We start from the raw sequence: 19,420 nt of genomic DNA, 5'->3' as shown, positions 1-19,420 counted from the left end.
TCAGGCACCTTCCCCCGGAGCCGGAGCCGGAGCCGGAGCCGGAGCCGGGACCGGGACCGGCGGCGTGGCACCGGCCAGCCCGTCGCGGGCCAGGCCGTACTCGTGCGGGTGGCTGTCGGCGCCGGGCAGGGCGAGGACGGCCTCGAACTCCCGGCGGGCCTCGGCGTGCCGCCCCGCGGCCGCGTAGGTGCCGCCCAGCCGGACGCGGACCTGCATCTCCAGCCACGTGCTGGTGTGCCGGGTCAGCGCGGACAGAGCCTCGTGGTGGGTGTCGACGGCCGGGCCCAGACGGCCCCGGGCGTGCTCGGCGGCGGCGAGCCGGGAGAGCGTCGCCGCCCGCAGCGGCGGGTCCTCGGCCTCGCGGGCCAGATCGGCCGCCCGCCGCAGCAGCCCGACGGCCTCCGCCGTCCGCCCCAGGGCCAGCTGCGCCTCGGCGACGAAGCACAGACTGCTGGCGACCGGACGGGGCCGGCCGCTCTTCTCGGCGAGCGCGAGGGCCGTGCCGTAGAGCTCCAGGGCCTCCTCGTACCGCCCCCGCCGATGCTGGATCGCGCCCAGGTTGCAGTGCACGACCCCGGCCAGCCAGTCGTCGCCGAGCCCGGCCGCCCGCTCCACCGCCTCCTCCAGCAGGGCCGTGCCCTCCTCGACGCGGCCCAGCGTCCACTCCGTGACCCCCAGGCCGGCGACGGCCCGGACGCCGTCCCGGGGATCGCCGTGGCCGGAGTCGTGCCGCAGCGCGTCCGCGAACCAGGAGTGCGCCTGCCGGAACCGCCCCCGGTGCACGTCGAGGAACCCCATGCAGTTGCGCAGCGCGGCGGGCATCCGCAGATCCGACGACCGGTCCGCACAGGACAGGGCGAGCTCCAGGGCGGCCCGGCACTCGTGGTGCTGGCCCTGCCCGAGCAGGTGGTCGACCAGCGCCTCGGCGATCCAGCAGGCGTGGTCGAACTCCCCGGCGGCGACCGCGTACGCCACCACGTCGACCAGCTCCCCGCCCGCCGCGCCCAGCCACGCGGACGCCTCCCGCCAGTCGGCGAACGGAGCGTCGCCGGCGTCCTCGGGCCCGGTGGGGAAGGCGTCAGGACCCCAGTCGGCGGCGAGCCGCCCGGCGGCCGTGTAGAGCCGCAGGACCGCGTCCCGGTCCGCCGCGGCCTCCTCGGGCGCCTCCCCGGCGAGCTGCCGCGCGTGGGCCCGTACGAGATCGTGCAGCCGGTACCGGCCGGGGTGCGGCTGCTGGACCAGGCTCGCGTCGACCAGGTCCTCCAGGACCTCCTCGGCGTGCCGCCGGGAGCGGCCCAGCATGACGGCGAGCACGAGGTCGTCGAACCGGGCCGTCGGGGCCAGGCCCACCGCCCGGAAACCGCGCCGCAGCCCCGGGGCGAGCTGGTCGTACGACAGCCGGAAGGCGGCCTCCACGCTGCGGTCCTCGGCCCGCAGCTCACCGAGGCCCCGCGCGTCGTCGGACATCCGCCCGGCCAGGAAGGCCAGGGTCCACGACGGGCGGTTCTGCAGCCGGGCGCTCGCGATGCGCAGCGCCAGCGGCAGTCCGCCGCAGCGGCGGGCGAGTTCGCGGGCCGCCTCGGGCTCGCGGTCCGCCCGGTCCGTGCCGAGGAGCTCGCGGAGCAGCCCGACCGCGACCCCCGTGTCCAGGGGCTCCACGGTGAGCCGCACGTCGGCGTCGAGCCCCGGCAGGCGCTGCCGGCCCGCGACGAGGACCCGGCTCCCGGGCCCGGCGGGCAGCAGCGGACGCACCTGCTCGGCGCTGCGGGCGTCGTCCACGACGAGCAGCAGCCGCAGCCCGCTCGTGGCGGCCCGCCAGGCCGCGACCAGCTCCGTCAGGTCGTCCGGGCCGTCCCCGTCCTGGTTGTCCCGCGGCTCGTCGGGGACCCCGTGGCCCCGGTCGCGGACCGCGCGAAGCAGCCGCCGCAGGGCCCGCCGCGGGTCGACGGCCTCGTGGGCGGCGCCGTGCGCGTGCAGGTCCACGAACAGGCAGCCGTCGGGGTGGGCGTCGGCCAGCGCCCAGGCGGCGCGCACCACCAGGGCCGTCTTGCCGACCCCCGCCGTACCGTCGACGGTCATGACGGACACCGCCCCCGGGGCCACCGGAGCGGTGAGCAGGGCGAGTTCCGCCTCGCGCCCGATCAGACAGGCGGTGTCGCCCGGGAGTTCGTTGCGGTGCCGGAGGGGGCGGCGGGGCCGGTCGGGGTGACGGGGACGGCCGGGGCGCTCCTCGTTCCGGGGGCGGGGGAAACCGGAGGGGGCGGAGCCGTCGCCGAGGTGGTGCTCGACGTCCGAGCCGCCCGTACCGTCCGAGCCGCCTGTACGGTCCGTGCCGTCCGTACCGCCGAGGGGGCGGGGCGCGCCGTCGTGCCCGGACTCGCCCCCGACGGCGGGCCGTTCTCCACCACCGGAACCCGCGCCGACCCGGCCCCGCTCCCCGGACGGGCCCTCGTCCGCCCCGCCGAGCAGGAGCCGGTCGTCCCGCCGCAGGACGGCCTGGTGCACCCGGCGCAGTTCCTCGCCCGGCTCCACGCCCAGCTCGTCGAGGAGCAGGCGGCGCGTCTCCCCGTAGACGGCCAGGGCCTCGGCCTGCCGGCCGGTGCCGTACAGCGCGCGCATCCGCAGGGCGGCGAGCGGCTCGTCGTGCGGCGGGTCCGGCGGCGCCGCCATGAGCCCGTCCAGGGCCTCCGCGTGCCGCCCGAGCAGGACGAGGCACTCCGCCCGGTCCTGGAGGAGCGCGCGCCGCTGCCGGGCGAGGCGCTGCCGCTCGCTCCCGGCGAGGGGCCCCGGCAGTCCCGGCAGGGGCTCGCCGTGGAGCAGTTCCAGGGCCCGGCCGCCGTGGTCGAGCGCCGCGTCGAGGTCGCCCGCGGCCTTCGCCCGCCGGGCGTGGGCGGTCCGTTCGGCGAGTTCGGCGAGGTCGGTCCCGGCCCCCTCGGGCACGAAGCGGTAGCCGCCGCGCCCGCCGAGGATCACCGACCCGCCGGGCCCGGCGTCCGGCGCGTCGAGCGCCTTGCGCAGCGCGTAGACGTAGCTCGGCAGGACCCGGTGGCCGGTCCCGGGCGGCTCGGCGCCCCAGACGTCGTCGAGGAGCCGCTCGTACGTCACGAAGGCCGGCGCGCGCAGCACCAGGGCGGCGAGGACCGCCTGCCTGCGCACCGGTCCGAGGGCGATCCGCGTCCCGCCGCGCCGGGCCCGGACGGATCCGAGCAGGTCGATCCGCAGGCGTTCCCCCGCACCGGCAGGGGCTCCGCCCGGCCCCGTTGCCCGCTCGTCCACTTCGCGTCCCCGTGTCTTCCGTGCGCCCCGTGCCCGCGCAGTTCTTCAAGGTCCTTGCTTCAACAGGATTTCATCGCCCTTGCAACGCGGTGCCCCAGGGTTGGCCGAGTTGTGTCGGGCGCCCACGCATCGACGGGGGGCGGAGGTGCCGGGTGACGACGCACAGGGCGGGGCGGCAGTGTCGGCTGCCGCCCCGCGGCCGTCGCGGGACCGGACCGCCGTGACGGTACGGATCGCGAACGCGACCCGCTCCCGCTTCCGCCGCACCCCCCCGCAGAACCGTCCCCCGCCGCACCGCCCCACCGCCGAACTGTCGAGAGAGGCCCTCCCATGTCCCCGTCCCCGTCCCCGGACGCGTCCGGCGCACGGCCCACCCGCCGCGGCGGCCGCTGGGAGCGCTACCGCGTCGCCCACCCCTTCTCCGCCCGGGACCAGGCGGGCCTGTGGGGCGCGATCGTGGGCGTGGTCGCCCTCGCCCTGCTGCTCGGCTGGGCGCTCGACATGAAGGGCGGCGTCGTCATCGTCGCGGCGGTCCCCTTCGTCATCGCCTGGTACGAGAACCGGCGCACGGCGTTCCAGTTCGACGCGGCCGGCGCCCGGTTCGGCACCACGCTGCTTCCGTGGAGCGACGTCACCCAGTTCGTCGTGGCCGAACCGCCGGGCGGGCGGGAGACGTTGATCGGCGCGCGGCTGAGGACCGGAGCGACCCCGCCGGCGGGCGCGGACGTGCCCCCGCCACACCCGGCGATGCCCGCACCGGTCCATGTCGCCGTCCCGCGCGCCAAGTTCGATCTGGCCAAAATGGTCCGCAAGGCGCGCTCGTACGCGCCCCCGCACGTGCGGATCGTGGTCGCCGACCCGTCCGGCGAACGCGCCGCGCACTGAATCGCGTACCGCACCGCGCACCGGGTCCGGCCGGCGTGAAGTAAGGAGAAAGACCGATGGAGCGCCCGCCGTGGCCCTGGTACGCGCCATGCTTGACGCCGACCGCACCCCGTACCCCCGCGACCTCCGTCTCCGGGGGCGCCACGGAACTCGGCCTGCACGCGGGCGAGTCAGCCCGCGCGAACGGCCGGATCGTCGTCACGCCCTCCCTCGTCGGCGGCGACGGCGTGCCACGAGGCCCGCGGGATGTCCTGCGCCCCGGGGGAGGCGTGAGCGGCCCGGCCCGGGACCGTGCGGTCCGCCGGGCCGGGCGCGGTGCCGCGCGCTCAGCCCCGGAAGGCGGCGGGGCGCTCGGGGGAGGCCTCGGCGAGGGCCTTCGTCACGGCGTCCACGCCCCCGCGCAGCCCGTACACGGGGGTGTCGGGCTGCTGCCGCCAGGAGTCGTCGATGCCGCCTGCGTCGACCGTGTCGAAGCCGAGCTCGTCGATGAGGGCGCGGACGGTGTCCTTGGCGGCCTCGTCGTCACCGGCGACCGGCAGGGCGATCCGCTCGGGGTCCCCGGCCGGGCGCGGCCGGTCGAGGATGTCCTGGGCGTAGGTGCCGTTGAACGCCTTGACGACGGGATGGCCCAGGTGCTTCTCCGTCCACCGGCTCTCGGTCAGGCCCTCGTCCTCGATGGCGGCGATCCGGCCGTCGCGCTCCCGGGGGTAGTAGTTGTTGGTGTCGAGGACGACGAAGCCCTCGGCCGCGCCGGAGAGGACGTCGCCGGGCAGGTCGGGGACGTTCTTCAGGGGGATGGTCACGACGACCAGTTCCGCGTCGCGGGCGGCCTCGCCGACGGGGACCGGGGTGGCCCCGGTCTCCTCGGCGAGCGCGCCGAGCGTCTCGGGGCCGCGGGAGTTGGCCACGGACACGTCGTGGCCGAGGGCCGCGAGACGACGGGTGAGGTTGCCGCCGATGTTGCCGGCGCCGATGATGCCGATCTTCATGACACGTCCTTCGTGAGCGCGGTGGGGGCGGATCCGGAGCGGCCCGGTAGCGTGTCCCGGGTTCGTCCGGAGGGGCGCCGGTGAGCGCCGTGAACCCCCCGTCGGTGAAGAAGAACGCCACGACCCGGAGGTTTCTTCCGTGGAACAGCTGATGTCCGAGGACCCGGCCGCCATCGGCCCGTACCGCATCGTCGCCCGGCTGGGCGCGGGCGGCATGGGCCTGGTGTACCTCGGCCGGTCGGAGGCCGGGCGGACGGTCGCGGTGAAGGTGGTGCAGGCCGAGCACGCCCGGCACCCCGAGTTCCGCCGCCGGTTCGCGCGCGAGGTGGCGGCCGCCCGCCGGGTGGGAGGGGAGTGGACGGCGGCCGTGCTGGACGCCGACACCGAGGCGCCGGTGCCGTGGGTGGCGACCCAGTACATCGCGGGCCCGGACCTGACCACCGTCGTCGCCCGGGACTTCGGGCCGCTGCCCGAGCACTCGGTCCGCGTCCTGGCCCACCGGCTCGCCGTGGCCCTGGGGTCGGTGCACGGCGCCGGTCTGATCCACCGCGACCTGAAGCCGTCCAACGTCCTGGTGACGGTCGACGGGCCGCGCGTCATCGACTTCGGCATCGCGCGGGCCATGGACAGCCTCGCCGGGGACAGCCTGCACACCCGCACCGGGATGCTGATCGGCTCGCCCGGCTTCATGTCGCCGGAGCAGGTGCGCGGGCTCGAACTCACCCCCGCCAGCGACGTGTTCTGCCTCGGCGCCGTCCTCGTGTACGCGGCCACCGGGCGGCTGCTCTTCGGTGCCACGGAGACCGGGCTCAACGCGCACCTCTTCCGGATCGCGGAGGAGGAGGCGGACCTGACGGGCGTGCCGGAGTCGCTCGTCGACCTCGTCCGCGCCTGCCTGGACAAGGACCCGGCGCGGCGGCCCACACCCGCCGAGGTCGCCGCCCGCACGGTGCCGGACCGGGACGAGGAGTGGCTTCCCGGCTCCGTCCTGGCCCAACTCGGACGTCGTGCGGCCCAGTTGCTGGACTTCGCGCCGGAGATACGGGCGGTGGTGCCGGATCCGAGGATCCCGGCCGGGCCGGTCCCGGTGCCCCGCCCGGTCCCCGCCCCGCCCGCGTACGCGCCCACGACCCCGGCGGCGGCCCCCGCGCCGGGCTTCGGGCCCGCCGTCGGAGCGGTGCCGGGCGCGGTGCCGGGAGCCCGGCCGGGCGCCTGGTCGGCGGCTCCCACCGCCGCCGACGCGCCCGCGCCGTCACCCCGGCGCTGGTGGGGCCTGACGGCGGCGGTACTGGCGCAACTCCTCGTGGTCGTGGGCGCGTCGACCGTCGACTCGGCCCTGCCGGCCATCGGGCACGACCTGGGGCTCGCCGTGAACGACCTGGGGCTGATGTACCTCGCCCACGCGCTGGCGTTCGGCGGACTGCTGATCCTCGGCGGACACGTCGCGGATCTCCTGGGGCGCGGGCGGGTGCTGACCGTCGGCTCGATCGGCTTCGCCGGGGCCTGCGCGATCGGCGCCACGGCGGGCGGCTCCGTCCAGCTCGTCGTCGCCCACGCCCTGCAGGGCGTGTTCGCCGCCCTGCTCTCCGCGGCGGCCCTCGCGCTGGTCTGCGGCGGGTTCACCGACCCGAGGGAGCGCGGCCGGGCCTTCGGGATCTACGCCGTGACCGTCGGCGGCGGCCTCGCGATCGGCACGTACGCGTCCGGGCTGCTGGTCGACGCCCTGGACTGGCGGGGGAGCCTGTACGCCGCCGTGCCGCTCGCCGCGGCAGTGGCCCTCGTCGCGAGCCGCCTGTGGAACGACCGGCCGGACCGCGCCTCCGTGCGGTTCGACGCGCCGGGCGTGCTGCTCGGCACCGGCGCGCTGCTCGCCCTGGTCTACGGCCTCCACCGGGTCGAGGGGACGTACGGCTCCGACGGTCGCGGCTGGAGCGACCTGTGGACCGTCGTCCCGCTGGTGGCGGGCACGGTCCTGCTCCTGGCCTTCGCGGGGTGGCAGACCCGGACGGGCGGCCCGCTCGTCGCCCCGCGCGTCCTCGCGGACCGCCACCGCGTGGGATCCCTGCTCGTCCTGCTCTTCGCGGGGACGGGCGCGCTCACCCTGTTCCTGCTCCTGTTCCGGTACCTCCAGGGCGTCCAGTACCGCGGTCCCGGGGCCGTCGGGCTCCTCCTGCTGCCCATGGCGGGCGCGGTCCTCCTCGGCTCCACCCTGGTCGCGGGCCCCCTCCAGCACCGGCTGCCGCCCCGCCACCTGATCGCCCCGGGCCTGCTGCTCGCCGCGGTCGGCACGGCGCTCCTGACCGGTCTGGACGCGGACTCCTCGTACCTCCCGCTCCTCCTGCCCGCCACCTTCCTCGTCGGCCTCGGCCTCGGCCTCGCCCTGGGCCCGCTCCTCGCCACCGCCACCGGAACGGCCGTCCCGTCCCACGCCGGAGGCACGGCGGCCACGGTCCTCACGGCCCACAACCTCGGCGGCTGGATCGCCTTCCCGCTCCTCGGCACCGTCCTCGCCGCCCTGATCCCGGCCCGGCTCGGCCCGGAGCGGAACATCCCGCAACCCCTGGTCGAGGCGGCGAAGAACGGCTTCCCCCTCACCCAGGACAACCTGCCGGAAGCCCTCTCCGACTCCGTCGCCCAGATCAACACCGCCGTCCTCGACAGCTACTCCGTCACCTTCTGGTGCACCTCGGCCCTCCTGCTCCTGGCGAGCCTGCTCGCGGCCACGCTGATCACCACGAGGACTCCGGAGCGCTGAGCGGCGGGTCTCACCCGTATGGAGTAGTCCGCGTGCGTGGCCGTGGGGCCGAGCGGATGCTGGCCGCATGTCGAATCAGGAACCGCCACCCGGCTGGGGACAGCCGCCGCCCGGTGCGCCGGGCGGGCCGCCTCCCCGCCGCAAGGGCAGGACGGGGAAGGTCATCGGGTTCTCGTGTCTGGGCGTGGTCGTCCTGATCGTGGCGATCCTCGCCCTCACGCTCGCCTCCGGGGGCGGGGACGACGAGCCGGAGCGCACGACAACGCCGTCCCCGGTGCGGGAGTCGCGGGAGGAGGACGGACCCAGGGGGGACGTGAAGATCGAGGCCTGTGCGGTGGACCCGTCCACGAAGTGGCCCAGCGCGGAACTGCTGATCACCAACCGGTCCAGCAAGGCCAGCACCTACTTCGTGAACGTCGAGTTCGTCGACGCGTCGAACAAGCGGCTGGACGAGGCGGTCGTCTCGTCCAGCGCCGTGGCACCGGGCCAGGAGGCGAAGGTGAAGGCCCAGGGGCTGAACCAGATCGCCTCCGAGATCACGTGCCGGATCACGGACGTGACCCGGCTCGCGTCCTGAGCGCCGCCCCCGCCGGGGTCACCCGCCCCGGCGGACCTTCGCCGCTCGGCGGGCCTCGGCCGTCTGGCGGGCTTCGGCGGCGCGGCGGGACTCGTTCTTGGCGCGGCCCGGGCGGCCGGGGACCGTGCCGATGCCGCGGAAGGCGGCGCCACCGCGCTTGGCGCCCTCCTGGGTGGGTGCGCTGCCGGCGACCGGGACGCCCGAGGGCTTGCGGGCGCCGGTGATGCGGGTCAGCTCGGCCTCGCCGGAGCGGACCCGGGTGACGTGGGGGCGGATGCCCGCGTCGGCCATGACGCGGGCCACGTCCCGGCGCTCCTCGGGGGTGACCAGGGTGACGACGACGCCGGACTCGCCGGCGCGCGCGGTGCGGCCGCCCCGGTGCAGGTAGTCCTTGCCGTCGGCCGGCGGATCGACGTTGACGACGAGGTCGAGCGCGTCGACGTGGATGCCGCGCGCCGCCACGTTGGTGGCGACCAGGACCGTCACCTCGCCCGTCCTGAAGCGGTCCAGGGTGCGGGTCCGCAGCGGCTGGGACTTGCCGCCGTGCAGGGCCGCCGCCCGTACGCCGCTGCCGAGGAGGTGCTTGGTGAAGCGGTCCACGGCGTGCTTGGTGTCCAGGAACATGATCACCCGCCCGTCGCGGGCGGCGATCTCCGTGGCGGTGGCGAACTTGTCGGGGCCGTGCACGTGGAGCACGTGGTGCTCCATGGTGGAGACGGCGGCGGCCGACGGGTCGACCGAGTGCACGACCGGGTCGCTGAGGTAGCGCTCGACGAGCAGGTCGACGTTCTGGTCGAGCGTGGCGGAGAACAGCATCCGCTGCCCCTCGGCGCGCACCTGGTCCAGGAGCTCGGTGACCTGCGGCATGAAGCCCAGGTCGGCCATCTGGTCGGCCTCGTCGAGGACGGTGACCGCCACCCGTTCGAGCCGGCAGTCCTTGCGCTCCACCAGGTCCATGAGGCGGCCCGGCGTCGCGACCAGGACCTCGGCCCCGTCGCGCAGCGCGGTCGCCTGCCGGCCGATCGACATGCCGCCGACCACGGTCGCCAGGCGCAGCTTCAGCGCGGCGGCGTACGGGGCGAGCGCGTCGGTGACCTGCTGGGCCAGCTCCCGGGTGGGCACCAGGACCAGGGCGAGCGGCCTGCGCGCCTCGGCCCGGCGTCCGGCGGTCCGTACGAGCAGCGGGAGGCCGAAGGCGAGCGTCTTGCCGGACCCGGTCCGCCCGCGCCCGAGGACGTCGCGGCCCGCGAGGGCGTCGGGCAGGGTGGCGGCCTGGATCGGGAACGGCTCGTCGACACCCAGACGGCCGAGCACCCGGAGCACCTCGGCCGGCAGGCCGAGCTCGGCGAAGCCGCCGACCGGTGTCGAGGACGATGTGCTCTCGTCCTTCCGGGCGTCGTCCGTACGGGGTGTGCTGTTCATGTGACCTTCCTCGAAACGGTGCGCTCCGAGGAATTCACGACGGGTCGTGGACCCGTGAATCACCGCGACGTACCGAATGGCGTGTGCGTAGGGATCCGGACGCGCCGCGGGAGCGGCGAACGGTCTCCGGTCCGTGGGAAATCCGGAAAACGCGACGGGCCGGTGTCCTCACCACACGGGTGAGGACACCGGCCGCGTCGGACGTGTCAACGTCAGGCGGGGAGGATGTTCTCCGCCTGCGGGCCCTTCTGGCCCTGCGTGACGTCGAAGGTCACCTTCTGGCCTTCCTGGAGCTCACGGAAGCCGGAGGTGGCGATGTTGGAGTAGTGGGCGAACACGTCCGGGCCGCCACCCTCCTGCTCGATGAAGCCGAAGCCCTTTTCCGAGTTGAACCACTTCACGGTGCCATTGGCCATGTCAATATCTCCTTCGGGGCGTAGCCCTGGGAACCGCACTGTGCGGAACCCGGAGTCGCCGTGATGATTGCCCCGTCCGGAAACTGCACCGAAAACAAATCAAGTGCCTGACGATGTCGAATCGTCGAAGGCACTTGTAAGTATTTGGGAACCACAACTGCAACTGGCATCGACTGTAGCACGTCGGCGGCTCCGGCGCGGGAAATCCACAAATCTCTCACCCGGGCGCGTCGAGGACAAATTTCCGGCCACCGCCCCGCCCGCCGCCCGCCACCAGCACGAAGGTCACGCTGATCAGCAGCGCCCACGCGCCGAACTTGGAGAGGGGGACGGGCTCCCAGCCGCCCAGCTGGTGCGGATAGCTCCAGGCGCCGACGTACGTGGCCGCGTTCTCCGCGACCCACAGGAAGAAGCCGATCAGGACGAACGACAGGGCCAGCGGCATCCGGTGGTCCCGGGCCCCGACCCGGAACCGCACCCACGTGCCCGCCGTCGCGACGAGCAGCAGCGCCGCCAGCGCCCAGCGCGCGTCGGGCAGCCAGTGGTGGCTGAAGAAGTTCACGTACACGGCGCCGGCGAGGACCGCCGTCACCCGGGGCCGGTAGCCCGTGAGCCGCAGGTCGAACAGGTGCCAGGCCCGGCACACGTAACTGCCCACGGCCGCGTAGAGGAACCCGCCGTACAGGGGGACGCCGCCGAACTTGGTCAGCGCCTCCTCCGGGTAGCTCCACGAGCCCATCCGCACCTTGACCAGCTCGAAGAGCAGGCCTATGGCGTGGCAGCAGGCGATCACGACGACGTCCCGGCCGGTGTCCCAGCCGATCCGCCACGCGAGGAGCGTGAGCCCGATGCCGTACAGGAGGAGCAGGTCGTAGCGGGCGATCGGCGGTTCGGGCAGCAGCGTCGAGGCGGCGATCCCGCCGACGAGCGCGACGGCGAAGGCGCAGCAGCGCACCTCGAGCACCGCGAAGCGCAGCAGCTGGCGTGTCCCGTGGACGAACGTCTCCATGGCGGGAGGGACGCCGGTGACCGGGCCTCCGGTTCGCCGCCCCGGGAACGGGAGCGCGCCGCACCCCGGCGGGGAGTGCGGCGCGCTCGCCGGGCGTCGCGGAGGTCAGACCGCCGGCGACGGGAAGGTCGGGTACTCCACGCCGGAGACGTGCTGGACGACCCGGATGACCTGGCACGAGTAGCCGAACTCGTTGTCGTACCACAGGTACAGGATCGCGTTGTCGCCGTCGACCTTGGTCGCGCCGGCGTCGACGATCGACGCGTGGCGCGAGCCCACGAAGTCCATCGAGACGGCGTCGGGGGCCGTGGTGAAGTCGATCTGGCGCTTCAGCGGCGAGTGCAGCGAGACGTCGCGCAGGTACTCCAGGACCTCGTCGCGGGTGGTCTCGCGGCCCAGGCGCAGGCTCAGGATCGCGATCGAGACGTCCGGGACGGGGACGCGGATCGAGCTGCCGGTGATCGGGGCCTTCAGCTCCGGCAGCGCCTTGGCGACGGCCGAGGCGGCACCGGTCTCGGTGATCACCATGTTGAGCGGCGCGGAACGGCCGCGGCGGTCGGCCTTGTGGTAGTTGTCCAGGAGGTTCTGGTCGTTGGTGAACGAGTGGACGGTCTCCACGTGGCCGCGCAGCACGCCGTACTCGTCGTCCATCGCCTTCAGCGGCGGGACGATCGCGTTGGTGGTGCAGGAGGCGCAGGACAGGATCCGCTCGTCCGGCTTGACCGTGTCGTGGTTGACGCCGTGCACGATGTTCGGCACGTCGCCCTTGCCGGGCGCGGTCAGGACGACCTTGTCGATGCCGGGGCGCAGGTGCTTGGAGAGGCCCGCGCGGTCGCGCCACTTGCCGGTGTTGTCGATCAGGATGGCGTTCTCGATGCCGTACGCGGTGTAGTCGACCTCGGAGGGGTCGTTGGCGTAGATCACCTTGATGGTGTTGCCGTTGGCGACGATGGAGCTGTTCTCCTCGTCGACCGTGATCGTGCCCTGGAACTGGCCGTGGATGGAGTCGCGGCGCAGCAGCGAGGCACGCTTCACGAGATCCTGCTCGCCGTCGCCGCGCACCACGATCGCGCGCAGCCGCAGGCCGTTGCCGGAACCGGCCTTCTCGATGAGGAGGCGGGCGACGAGGCGTCCGATGCGGCCGAAGCCGTAGAGGACGACGTCGCGTCCGTCGCGGCGCTCGATCTTGTTCTCACCGGTGGCGCCGGCCACGGCCTCGGCGGTGAACTCCGCCACCGAGAGACCGCGGTCGTCGGTCCTGTAGTCGGCGGCCAACATGCCGATGTCGATCTGGGAGGGGCCGAGGTCGAGGGTGGTGAGCGCCTGGAGGAAGGGGAGCGTCTCGGTGACCGACAGCTCCTCGCCGGCTATCTGCCGGGCGAAGCGGTGGGTCTTGAGGATGCTGACCACCGACTTGTTCACCAGGGAGCGGCTGTGGAGGAGGACGGTGACGTCCTGCTCCCGGTGCAGCTTCCCGATGATCGGGATCATCGACTCCGCGATCTCCTCGCGGTTCTTCCAGCTGGTGAACGAGTCGTCATTGACAGTCACAAGTTTATCTTTCGAGCTAGGCGGCGCTCATATGGTAACCCCCGGCCCATTCGATCGATCAAGGGGTACGGGGTGTGACGAGGACCCCTCCGGGCCCCGTTGACGGGACGGGAGGCCCGTCAGGAGAGGGCCAGGGTCCGGAAGGCGTCCCTGACCCGGGCCAGCGGCCCGGGATCGCGGGTGAGGTAGAGCCGGTTGGTCAGCAGGACGGCCCAGCGTCCCCGCGCGGGCGAGACCCACAGGCCCGTGCCGGTGAAGCCGAAGTGCGCCCAGACGTCGTCCGCCGGACCCGTGCCCGGCGCCGGGTGCCAGAAGAGCCCGCGCGGCGGGTCGAGCGGCCCGGTGCGCACGCGCAGCGAGGCGGCGGTCCACGCGGCGGAGAAGGTCCCGGGCACCGGGTCGAGCAGGTGGCGCAGGAAGCGGCCGATGTCCTCGGCGGTGGTGAAGACGCCCGCGATGCCGCAGGCGCCGCCGAGGAGCCGGGTCGAGAAGTCGTGGACGGTGCCCCGGAGCCGTACGCCGCTCTCCTCGTCGTGCTCCGTCGGCGCGCACCGCTCCCGCAGGGCGTCCGGCAGCGGCCCGTACCGGGTCTCCGTCATGCCGAGGGGCGTCCAGACCCGCTCCCCGGCGAGCCGGGGGAGGGGCAGCCCGGTGAGGTGCTCGGCGAGGTAGCCGAGGACCAGGGCCGCCCGGTCGGTGTACGCGACGGCCTCCCCGGGCCGGTGCCGCAGCGGCTCGGACAGCACCCCGTCCCGTACGTCCTGCGGGTCGGAGCCGTACAGGTGCCGCAGGTTGGCGCGCAGCGGCAGGCCCGCCGTGTGGGTGAGGAGGTGGTGGGCCGTGACGTCGGCGAGCGGCCGCCCGGCGGCCTCCGGCCAGTACGAGCCGAGCGGGGCGGACGGGTCGAGCTTGCCGGCGTCGACGAGGGTGCCGGTCACGGCCCAGACGGTGAGGACCTTGGTGAGGCTCGCGACGTCGAAGAGGGTGTCGGGGCGCGTCGGCCCGGCGGGGTCCGCCGGGTCGAGGAGGCCGACGGCCCCGGCCGACAGGGTGGTGCGGGCGTCGCCCGCGGCCCACGCGGCGCCGGGCACGACGCCCGCGCGCACGGCGTCGCCGAGCAGCCGCTCGCAGGGGTCGGTGCGCTGTGCCAAGGCGGGCCTCCGGCGGATCGGCCGGCCCGCCGGGGGGTCCGGGGCCCGGCCGGAAGGCCGCGCCCGGCTCGCGGTGTCCGGGGGCGTTCCCGGCGGGCCCCTGCGGGCCGCGCTCCGAAGTCATGCCCGGGCCGGACGGGAAGACACCCTTCCGGCGGCGCGCGTCAGCGCCCGTCGGCGATCTCCTGCGGAGTCTTCGCCGGGGCCTTCTCGGGGGTTTCCCCGCCGTCCACCGTGCAGGTCACCTCGTCGCGCGGGGTGTAGTGGGTCTTGAAGGTCTCCCGCTTGACCTCGGCGCCGCCGTTCTTGAACACCCGGTCCACCGAGATGTCGAAGCCCTCCAGCGGGGGCTGCGGCACACAGGCCTTGCCGGTGCCCTCGCGCTTCGTCGGCTGCGTGAGGTTGGTGCGCGGACCGGCGACCGCCTCCACCGAGTCGTACTTCTTCGTCCCGAGGAAGCTCACGGTCACCGAGGAGTCCGTCGCGCTCGCCTTGATGTAGATCGGCTTGCCCGTGTCGTTGCGGAACTTCAGGTCCAGGCTGCCCCAGGCGACGGTCGCCTCGCGGCCGGCCGGGTAGCGCTCGATGTAGAAGGAGTGGGCGCCGTACTCGACGGGCTTCACCCCCGCGAAGAACATGGCGTTGAAGACGGTGGTGGCCATGGCGGACACGCCGCCGCCGGGCGCGGACCGGTACTGGCCGTCGAGGATCATCGTGCCGTCGACGAAGCCGTTGTCCGGGGTGCGCTCGCCCACCGTCTTGTTGAAGCTCCACACCGCGCCGGGCTGCACGAGCGAGCCGTTGATCAGCTCGGCCGCCCGGCCGATGTTCGTCGTCCGGTACGGGGCCGAGGGGAAGTTCACCGTGAACGAGGACATCTGCTCGGTGATGCCGAGGCGGGCCAGCGAGTCGGAGGTCAGGTCGGGCCGCGTGACCTTGGTGGCCACCGTGGCCGTACGGGCCGCGTCGCCGGTCCGGGTGAGCAGCGGGCGGACGGCGTCGCCGAGGGCCTTCGCGGTCACCTCGTGGCCGGGCCGGCCCTCCGACTCCACGACGACCTTGCCGTTCCGCACGCCGAGGGTGGACTGCGTCGGCGCGTTCGTCAGGGAAGAGAGCGGCCGCGCCACGTCCGGGTCGCGCAGCAGCGCGTCCGCGTCCAGGTTCCCGCTGAGGTGCCCGTCGTCGTTCTTCACGGTGAGGTGGTCGCTCAGGGTGGCCGGGGAGATCCGCAGGCGCTCGCTCCCCGCCGTGAGCGTCACGGGACCGGAGAGGGCGGGCTTCGCGTACGCGTCGAGGAAGCGGTTCACCTCGGCGGCGGGCAGCTTCGGCTGGGTCAGGGCGACGGGGAGGGCGACCGGCGCCGCGCCCGTGGCCGCCGGGTAGGCCGCGCGGAGGGACTCGACGGCCCGGCCGGTGTCCAGCTTCCGGCCGGTGACCGGCTGGGTCGCGACGGCCTTCCCGTCGCGGAAGGCGACGGAGCCCTCGCGGACCGCGCGGTCGTTGCGCTTCGCGAGGTCGGCCACGGTGGCCTTCGCCTTGGCCTCGTCGTACGCGAAGACCGGCCGGAGGTCGCGCTCGCCGGAGGAGAAGAGGCGCCGGACGACGGTGACCGGGTCGCGGGAGGGGTCGGCCGCCTGCTCGGCTGTCTTCGCCACGTCCACGGTCAGTCCGGCGGCGGCCGGGTCCACGGCCGAGGCCTCGTCGCCGACCCGCACGGGGATCGGCGCCTTCCACTCGGCCGGGGCCTCGGCGGCGAGTCTCGCCTCGGCCTGGGAGCGGCTCATGCCGCCGATGTCTATGCCGGCGACCCGGGTGCCGGCGGATATGTCGTCCCCGGTGGCGAGCAGGCCCGCACCGTACAGGCCGCCGGCGGCCACCGCGACCACGCCTGTCGCGATCGCGGCCGTCCGGAGACGCGGACGGCGCCCCTCGCGGGGCGTCGGGGCATGGTCGGTCGTGGAGCGGGGCACGCGCTCTCCCGGGGCGTCGAAGAGGAAGGGAACCCCATGACGGTACGCCGAAAGAGTGTCTTATGCACATAAGGTCGGTTTGACCTGCGGCAATACGGAGGGCGGCGGAGGGGATACGAAAAGTGGCCTCCGTGCCACCCGGCAGCCCCGGCGGCGCGGTCCGTGAAGGGGTCCGGAGCGGGTTCCGGACCGGACCCGCCCCGCGATTCGAGCCGGGCCCGGGCCGGGGGTCGGGTGGTGCTGGGGCGGGACTGAGGCGGAGATCCGGACCCGGGTTCGGGCAGGGCTGGGACAGGGTGCCGAGCCGGGCTCCGGGCGAGGCCGGGACGGGGCTGAGACGGGGATCCGGACCGGGGTTCGGGCAGGGCTGGGCCGGGGTTCGGGCGAGGCCGGGGCAGGGGCCCGGGCCGGGCTCCGGGCCCTTCCCTCAGGCCCCGGGAAGCGCCCCGCACCGCCTGATAGGTTCGCGGGCGACGCAGGCGGGGGCGACGGCCCGAGGGGGAGGAGCGGCACATGGCGGCGAGCGGACGGCAGACCGGCAGGCCCACCCTGGAGGAGGTCGCCGCGCGGGCCGGAGTCGGCCGCGGCACGGTCTCCCGGGTCATCAACGGCTCCCCGAAGGTGAGCGAACAGGCCAAGGCCGCCGTCGAACGGGCCGTCGCCGAGCTCGGCTACGTCCCCAACCGGGCCGCCCGCGCCCTCGCCGGCAGCCGCACCGACGCCGTCGCCCTGGTCATTCCCGAGACCGAGGCGCGGCTCTTCGCCGAGCCGTACTTCCTCGACATCATCCGCGGCGTCAGCGGCGAAATCGCCGACGCCGACAAGCAGTTGCTCCTCACCCTGATCCGCAGCGAGCAGGAGCGGCAGCGCTTCGAGCAGTACCTCGCCGCGCAGCGCGTCGACGGCGTCCTCCTCGTCTCCGTGCACGACGACGACCCGCTGCCCGACCGGGTCCGCGCCCTCGGCCTGCCCGCCGTCCTCAACGGCCGCCGCTCCCGGGACGAGAGCGTCGCCTTCGTCGACTCCGACAACACCGGCGCCGGCCGGACCGCCGTCGCCCACCTCGCCGCGCGCGGCCGGCGCGCCGTCGCCACCATCACCGGACCGCTCGACATGTACGTCGCCCGCTGCCGCCTCGACGGCTACCGCGAAGGCCTCGCCGAGGCGGGGCTCGCGGCCGACGGGGCCCTCGTCGCGCACGGCGACTTCACCGAGGAGGGCGGACGCCGGGCCATGCGGGAGCTCCTGGACCGCCGGCCCGGCCTGGACGCCGTCTTCGCCGCCTCCGACGTGATGGCGGCGGGCGCGCGGGCCGTCCTGCGCGAGGCGGGCCGCCGGGTCCCCGAGGACGTCGCCCTCGTCGGCGTCGACGACTCCGCCGTCGCCCGGCACATGGACCCGCCGCTCACCAGCGTGCGCCAGCCCATCGAGGAGATGGGCCGGGCCATGGCCCGCCTGCTCCTCCGGGAGATCGCCTCGCCCGGCGACCCCGGCGACCAGCCCCGCCGGATCCTCCCCACCGAACTGGTGGTCCGCGCCTCCTCCTGAGGGTCCGGTCCGTCACTCCTGTGGCATGATCGCGCCGATCCCGGCAGGGCGCCGGGGACACAGGGGGTGGACCGTGTCCTGGCAATCCGCGTACCTCGCGCTGCCCTCCGGGATCTTCGCGCTGCTGCTCGTCGCCGCCGGCACGGCGGCCCTCCGCACCGGCTGGCTGCTGCCCCCGCAGCGGCGGTACGTCCAGCGGGTCGAACTCTTCGGCCGGGCCCAGCTGGTGATGGCGGGCGCGTTCGCGGTCCTGACGGTCTCGGCGCTGCTGGACGACCCCGCCCTGAGGAGCGGCGTCGGCACCCTCGCCTTCGCCGGCATCTTCTGCGCCCTCGTCCTCATTGTCCGCGCCCAGATGCCGCGCCGGAACGGCTGAGGCCACCCGGCCCCGCCCCCCGTCAGGGGCGGGGACCCCGGTCCTCGTCGTGGATGATCCAGCGCCCGTCCCCGCCCCGGCCCGGCCGGAACCGGCGCCCGTCGGGGCGGTGGGAGCGGTGCGAGTCGCTCATCGCCTCGAAGGCCACGAACCCCGCGATCACCAGGGCGACCACGATCGCGCCCAGGACGTACCAGCCGTTCGGGGCCAGGAACCCGAACGCGATCAGGACCAGCAGCCCGATCCCGATCTTGCGCGGCATCGACATGTGAGACGTCTCCCCCCGGAGTGTGCGTACGGTCTCCGGAGCAGACGCGGGGGGCCGCCCGCCCGGTTCCCGCTCCCGGCGCACCGCCCGGCGTGTCGTTCGGACGAGCCCAGCGGGCGGGGCGGCCGGGCGTGGGTTCGAATCGGGGCATGGCTTCCTACGACAGGCCCCGCACCGGCGGCTCCCCGAGGCCGCTGAGGGCCGGTGACACCTGGTGGTACGCCGCCGTGGCGGGCGAGGCCGCCGGCTCCTTCGCCACCCGCGTCCGCACCCGCACCCGGCGCGGCTGCCTCGGGGCCGTCCTCCTGCTCACGGTGGTCTACGCGGGACTCGTCCTCACCGCGACCGGCCGCCGCTGGGGCGACGCCGCCACGACCGGCCGCCGCGCCGACACCGCCGTCGCCGCCCTGCTCCGCGACCACCCCTCCCTCGCCGGGCTCACCACCCTCTCCCTGGTCCTCGGCTGCGTCCTCCTCCTCGCCGTCGGCCTCATACGCAGGCGGTACGCGCTCACCGGCCTCGCCGCCGGCGGAGTCGTCACCGCCCTCGCCCTCACCGGACTGCTCCGGCTGTACGCGCCGCGCCCCCGCCTCGCCGACACCGCGGGCGCCCTGCTGCCCAGCGGCTTCCCCAGCGCCCAGACCGTCCTCGCCCTGGGCGTCGCCCTCGGCCTGGTCCTCGTCGTCCCCCACCGGCTGCGCGCCCCCGTCGTCGGCGCCGCCACCCTCTGGGCCGTCGCCGTCGGCGCGTACACCCTCGCCGACGGCCGGCACCGGCCCGGCGACGTCATCGCCGCCGCCCTCCTCGTCCTCGCCGTCTTCTGCGGGATCCTCGCCCTGCGCGCCCGCAAGGGCGACGTGCGCCCCGGCCCCCGGCGCCTGCCCGCCCCGGTGGCCCTCCCGGTGCTCCTCGCGCTCGTCCTCGTCGCGGCCGGCGGCCTCGCCGCCGGGATCTGGCTCCTCGGCGACACCCTCGCCCTGCCCGCCACCGCCCCCTACGACCCGGCCGAGCTCCGGCTCGCCCACCGCTGCGGACAGGCCCTCGCCGCTGGCGTGACCGCCGCCGCCGGGATCGTCCTGCTCCTGCTGCTCCGCCACGTCGACGTGGACGGCCCCCCGCCCCCGTACCGGCTCGGCGGCCCCTTCGCCGAGGCCGCCGGGGCGCCGGAGGACGAGGAGCTCGTGGGGCCCTTTACCGAGGACCTCGATCACGAGATATCTTGATGTC

At 75.0% G+C, this 19,420-nt stretch carries 15 protein-coding genes; 6 read left to right on the top strand and 9 right to left on the bottom strand.

Features of this window, described 5'->3' with window-relative positions:
- Positions 1-3,276: an AfsR/SARP family transcriptional regulator gene (locus tag ACIQVI_RS20555; protein WP_403597742.1), complete on the bottom strand. Its 3,276-nt coding sequence runs from the start codon at positions 3,274-3,276 to the stop codon at positions 1-3.
- Positions 3,277-3,606: 330 nt separating this feature from the next.
- Here ACIQVI_RS20555 and ACIQVI_RS20550 point away from each other — a divergent pair, with 330 nt between their 5' ends.
- A complete protein-coding gene (locus ACIQVI_RS20550; RefSeq protein ID WP_403597739.1) occupies positions 3,607-4,161 on the top strand; it encodes a hypothetical protein in 555 nt (184 codons plus the stop codon).
- A 326-nt stretch (positions 4,162-4,487) separates the two neighbouring features.
- Here the strand turns inward: ACIQVI_RS20550 and ACIQVI_RS20545 are convergent, their stop codons facing one another.
- Positions 4,488-5,324 (bottom strand): NADPH-dependent F420 reductase, encoded by an 837-nt coding sequence (locus ACIQVI_RS20545; protein ID WP_403597736.1) that lies wholly within the window; start codon positions 5,322-5,324, stop codon positions 4,488-4,490.
- On the opposite strand from ACIQVI_RS20545, the gene ACIQVI_RS20540 reads away from it, so the two are divergent.
- Together ACIQVI_RS20540 and ACIQVI_RS20535 are read left to right on the top strand one after the other, a co-directional pair.
- A complete protein-coding gene (locus tag ACIQVI_RS20540; RefSeq protein ID WP_403597733.1) occupies positions 5,290-7,905 on the top strand; it encodes an MDR family MFS transporter in 2,616 nt (871 codons plus the stop codon). The genes ACIQVI_RS20545 and ACIQVI_RS20540 overlap by 35 nt on opposite strands.
- A gap of 67 nt (positions 7,906-7,972) precedes the next feature.
- On the top strand, positions 7,973-8,482 hold the full coding sequence (locus tag ACIQVI_RS20535) for an FxLYD domain-containing protein (RefSeq protein WP_403597730.1): 510 nt from the start codon (positions 7,973-7,975) through the stop codon (positions 8,480-8,482).
- Between the two features lie 18 nt (positions 8,483-8,500).
- Here the strand turns inward: ACIQVI_RS20535 and ACIQVI_RS20530 are convergent, their stop codons facing one another.
- The 6 genes from ACIQVI_RS20530 to ACIQVI_RS20505 all read right to left on the bottom strand — a co-directional run bounded on the left by ACIQVI_RS20530 (position 8,501) and on the right by ACIQVI_RS20505 (position 16,001).
- Positions 8,501-9,904, bottom strand: coding sequence for a DEAD/DEAH box helicase (locus ACIQVI_RS20530; RefSeq protein ID WP_403597727.1), 1,404 nt, complete (start codon positions 9,902-9,904; stop codon positions 8,501-8,503).
- Between the two features lie 212 nt (positions 9,905-10,116).
- The gene (locus tag ACIQVI_RS20525; protein WP_015031667.1) at positions 10,117-10,320 is read right to left on the bottom strand and encodes a cold-shock protein; all 204 of its coding nucleotides are present in this window, start codon (positions 10,318-10,320) and stop codon (positions 10,117-10,119) included.
- A 217-nt stretch (positions 10,321-10,537) separates the two neighbouring features.
- A complete protein-coding gene (locus tag ACIQVI_RS20520) occupies positions 10,538-11,329 on the bottom strand; it encodes a DUF817 domain-containing protein (protein WP_403597724.1) in 792 nt (263 codons plus the stop codon).
- 105 nt (positions 11,330-11,434) lie between these two features.
- Entirely contained in the window at positions 11,435-12,880 is a 1,446-nt protein-coding gene (locus ACIQVI_RS20515) for a glyceraldehyde-3-phosphate dehydrogenase (protein ID WP_403597722.1), read from the bottom strand.
- 119 nt (positions 12,881-12,999) lie between these two features.
- Positions 13,000-14,031, bottom strand: a complete 1,032-nt coding sequence (locus ACIQVI_RS20510; protein WP_403597720.1) for a serine hydrolase domain-containing protein — start codon at positions 14,029-14,031, stop codon at positions 13,000-13,002.
- Between the two features lie 164 nt (positions 14,032-14,195).
- On the bottom strand, positions 14,196-16,001 hold the full coding sequence (locus ACIQVI_RS20505) for a VanW family protein (RefSeq protein WP_403597717.1): 1,806 nt from the start codon (positions 15,999-16,001) through the stop codon (positions 14,196-14,198).
- A 513-nt stretch (positions 16,002-16,514) separates the two neighbouring features.
- Here ACIQVI_RS20505 and ACIQVI_RS20500 point away from each other — a divergent pair.
- Together ACIQVI_RS20500 and ACIQVI_RS20495 are read left to right on the top strand one after the other, a co-directional pair.
- A complete protein-coding gene (locus ACIQVI_RS20500) occupies positions 16,515-17,549 on the top strand; it encodes a LacI family DNA-binding transcriptional regulator (RefSeq protein WP_403597714.1) in 1,035 nt (344 codons plus the stop codon).
- A 73-nt stretch (positions 17,550-17,622) separates the two neighbouring features.
- Positions 17,623-17,925, top strand: coding sequence for a hypothetical protein (locus ACIQVI_RS20495; RefSeq protein ID WP_351972022.1), 303 nt, complete (start codon positions 17,623-17,625; stop codon positions 17,923-17,925).
- 22 nt (positions 17,926-17,947) lie between these two features.
- Here the strand turns inward: ACIQVI_RS20495 and ACIQVI_RS20490 are convergent, their stop codons facing one another.
- Positions 17,948-18,193 carry a hypothetical protein gene (locus tag ACIQVI_RS20490; RefSeq protein WP_351972023.1) on the bottom strand — a complete coding sequence of 82 codons (246 nt, stop codon included), beginning with the start codon at positions 18,191-18,193 and terminating at the stop codon, positions 17,948-17,950.
- Positions 18,194-18,342: 149 nt separating this feature from the next.
- Here ACIQVI_RS20490 and ACIQVI_RS20485 point away from each other — a divergent pair, with 149 nt between their 5' ends.
- Positions 18,343-19,416 (top strand): phosphatase PAP2 family protein, encoded by a 1,074-nt coding sequence (locus tag ACIQVI_RS20485; RefSeq protein ID WP_351972024.1) that lies wholly within the window; start codon positions 18,343-18,345, stop codon positions 19,414-19,416.
- The last annotated feature ends 4 nt before the right edge of the window (positions 19,417-19,420 follow it).

Source organism: Streptomyces sp. NPDC098101 (genome assembly GCF_044760185.1).
Taxonomy (GTDB): Bacteria; Actinomycetota; Actinomycetes; order Streptomycetales; family Streptomycetaceae; genus Streptomyces.
This window is presented reverse-complemented; position numbering and strand designations above follow the sequence as displayed.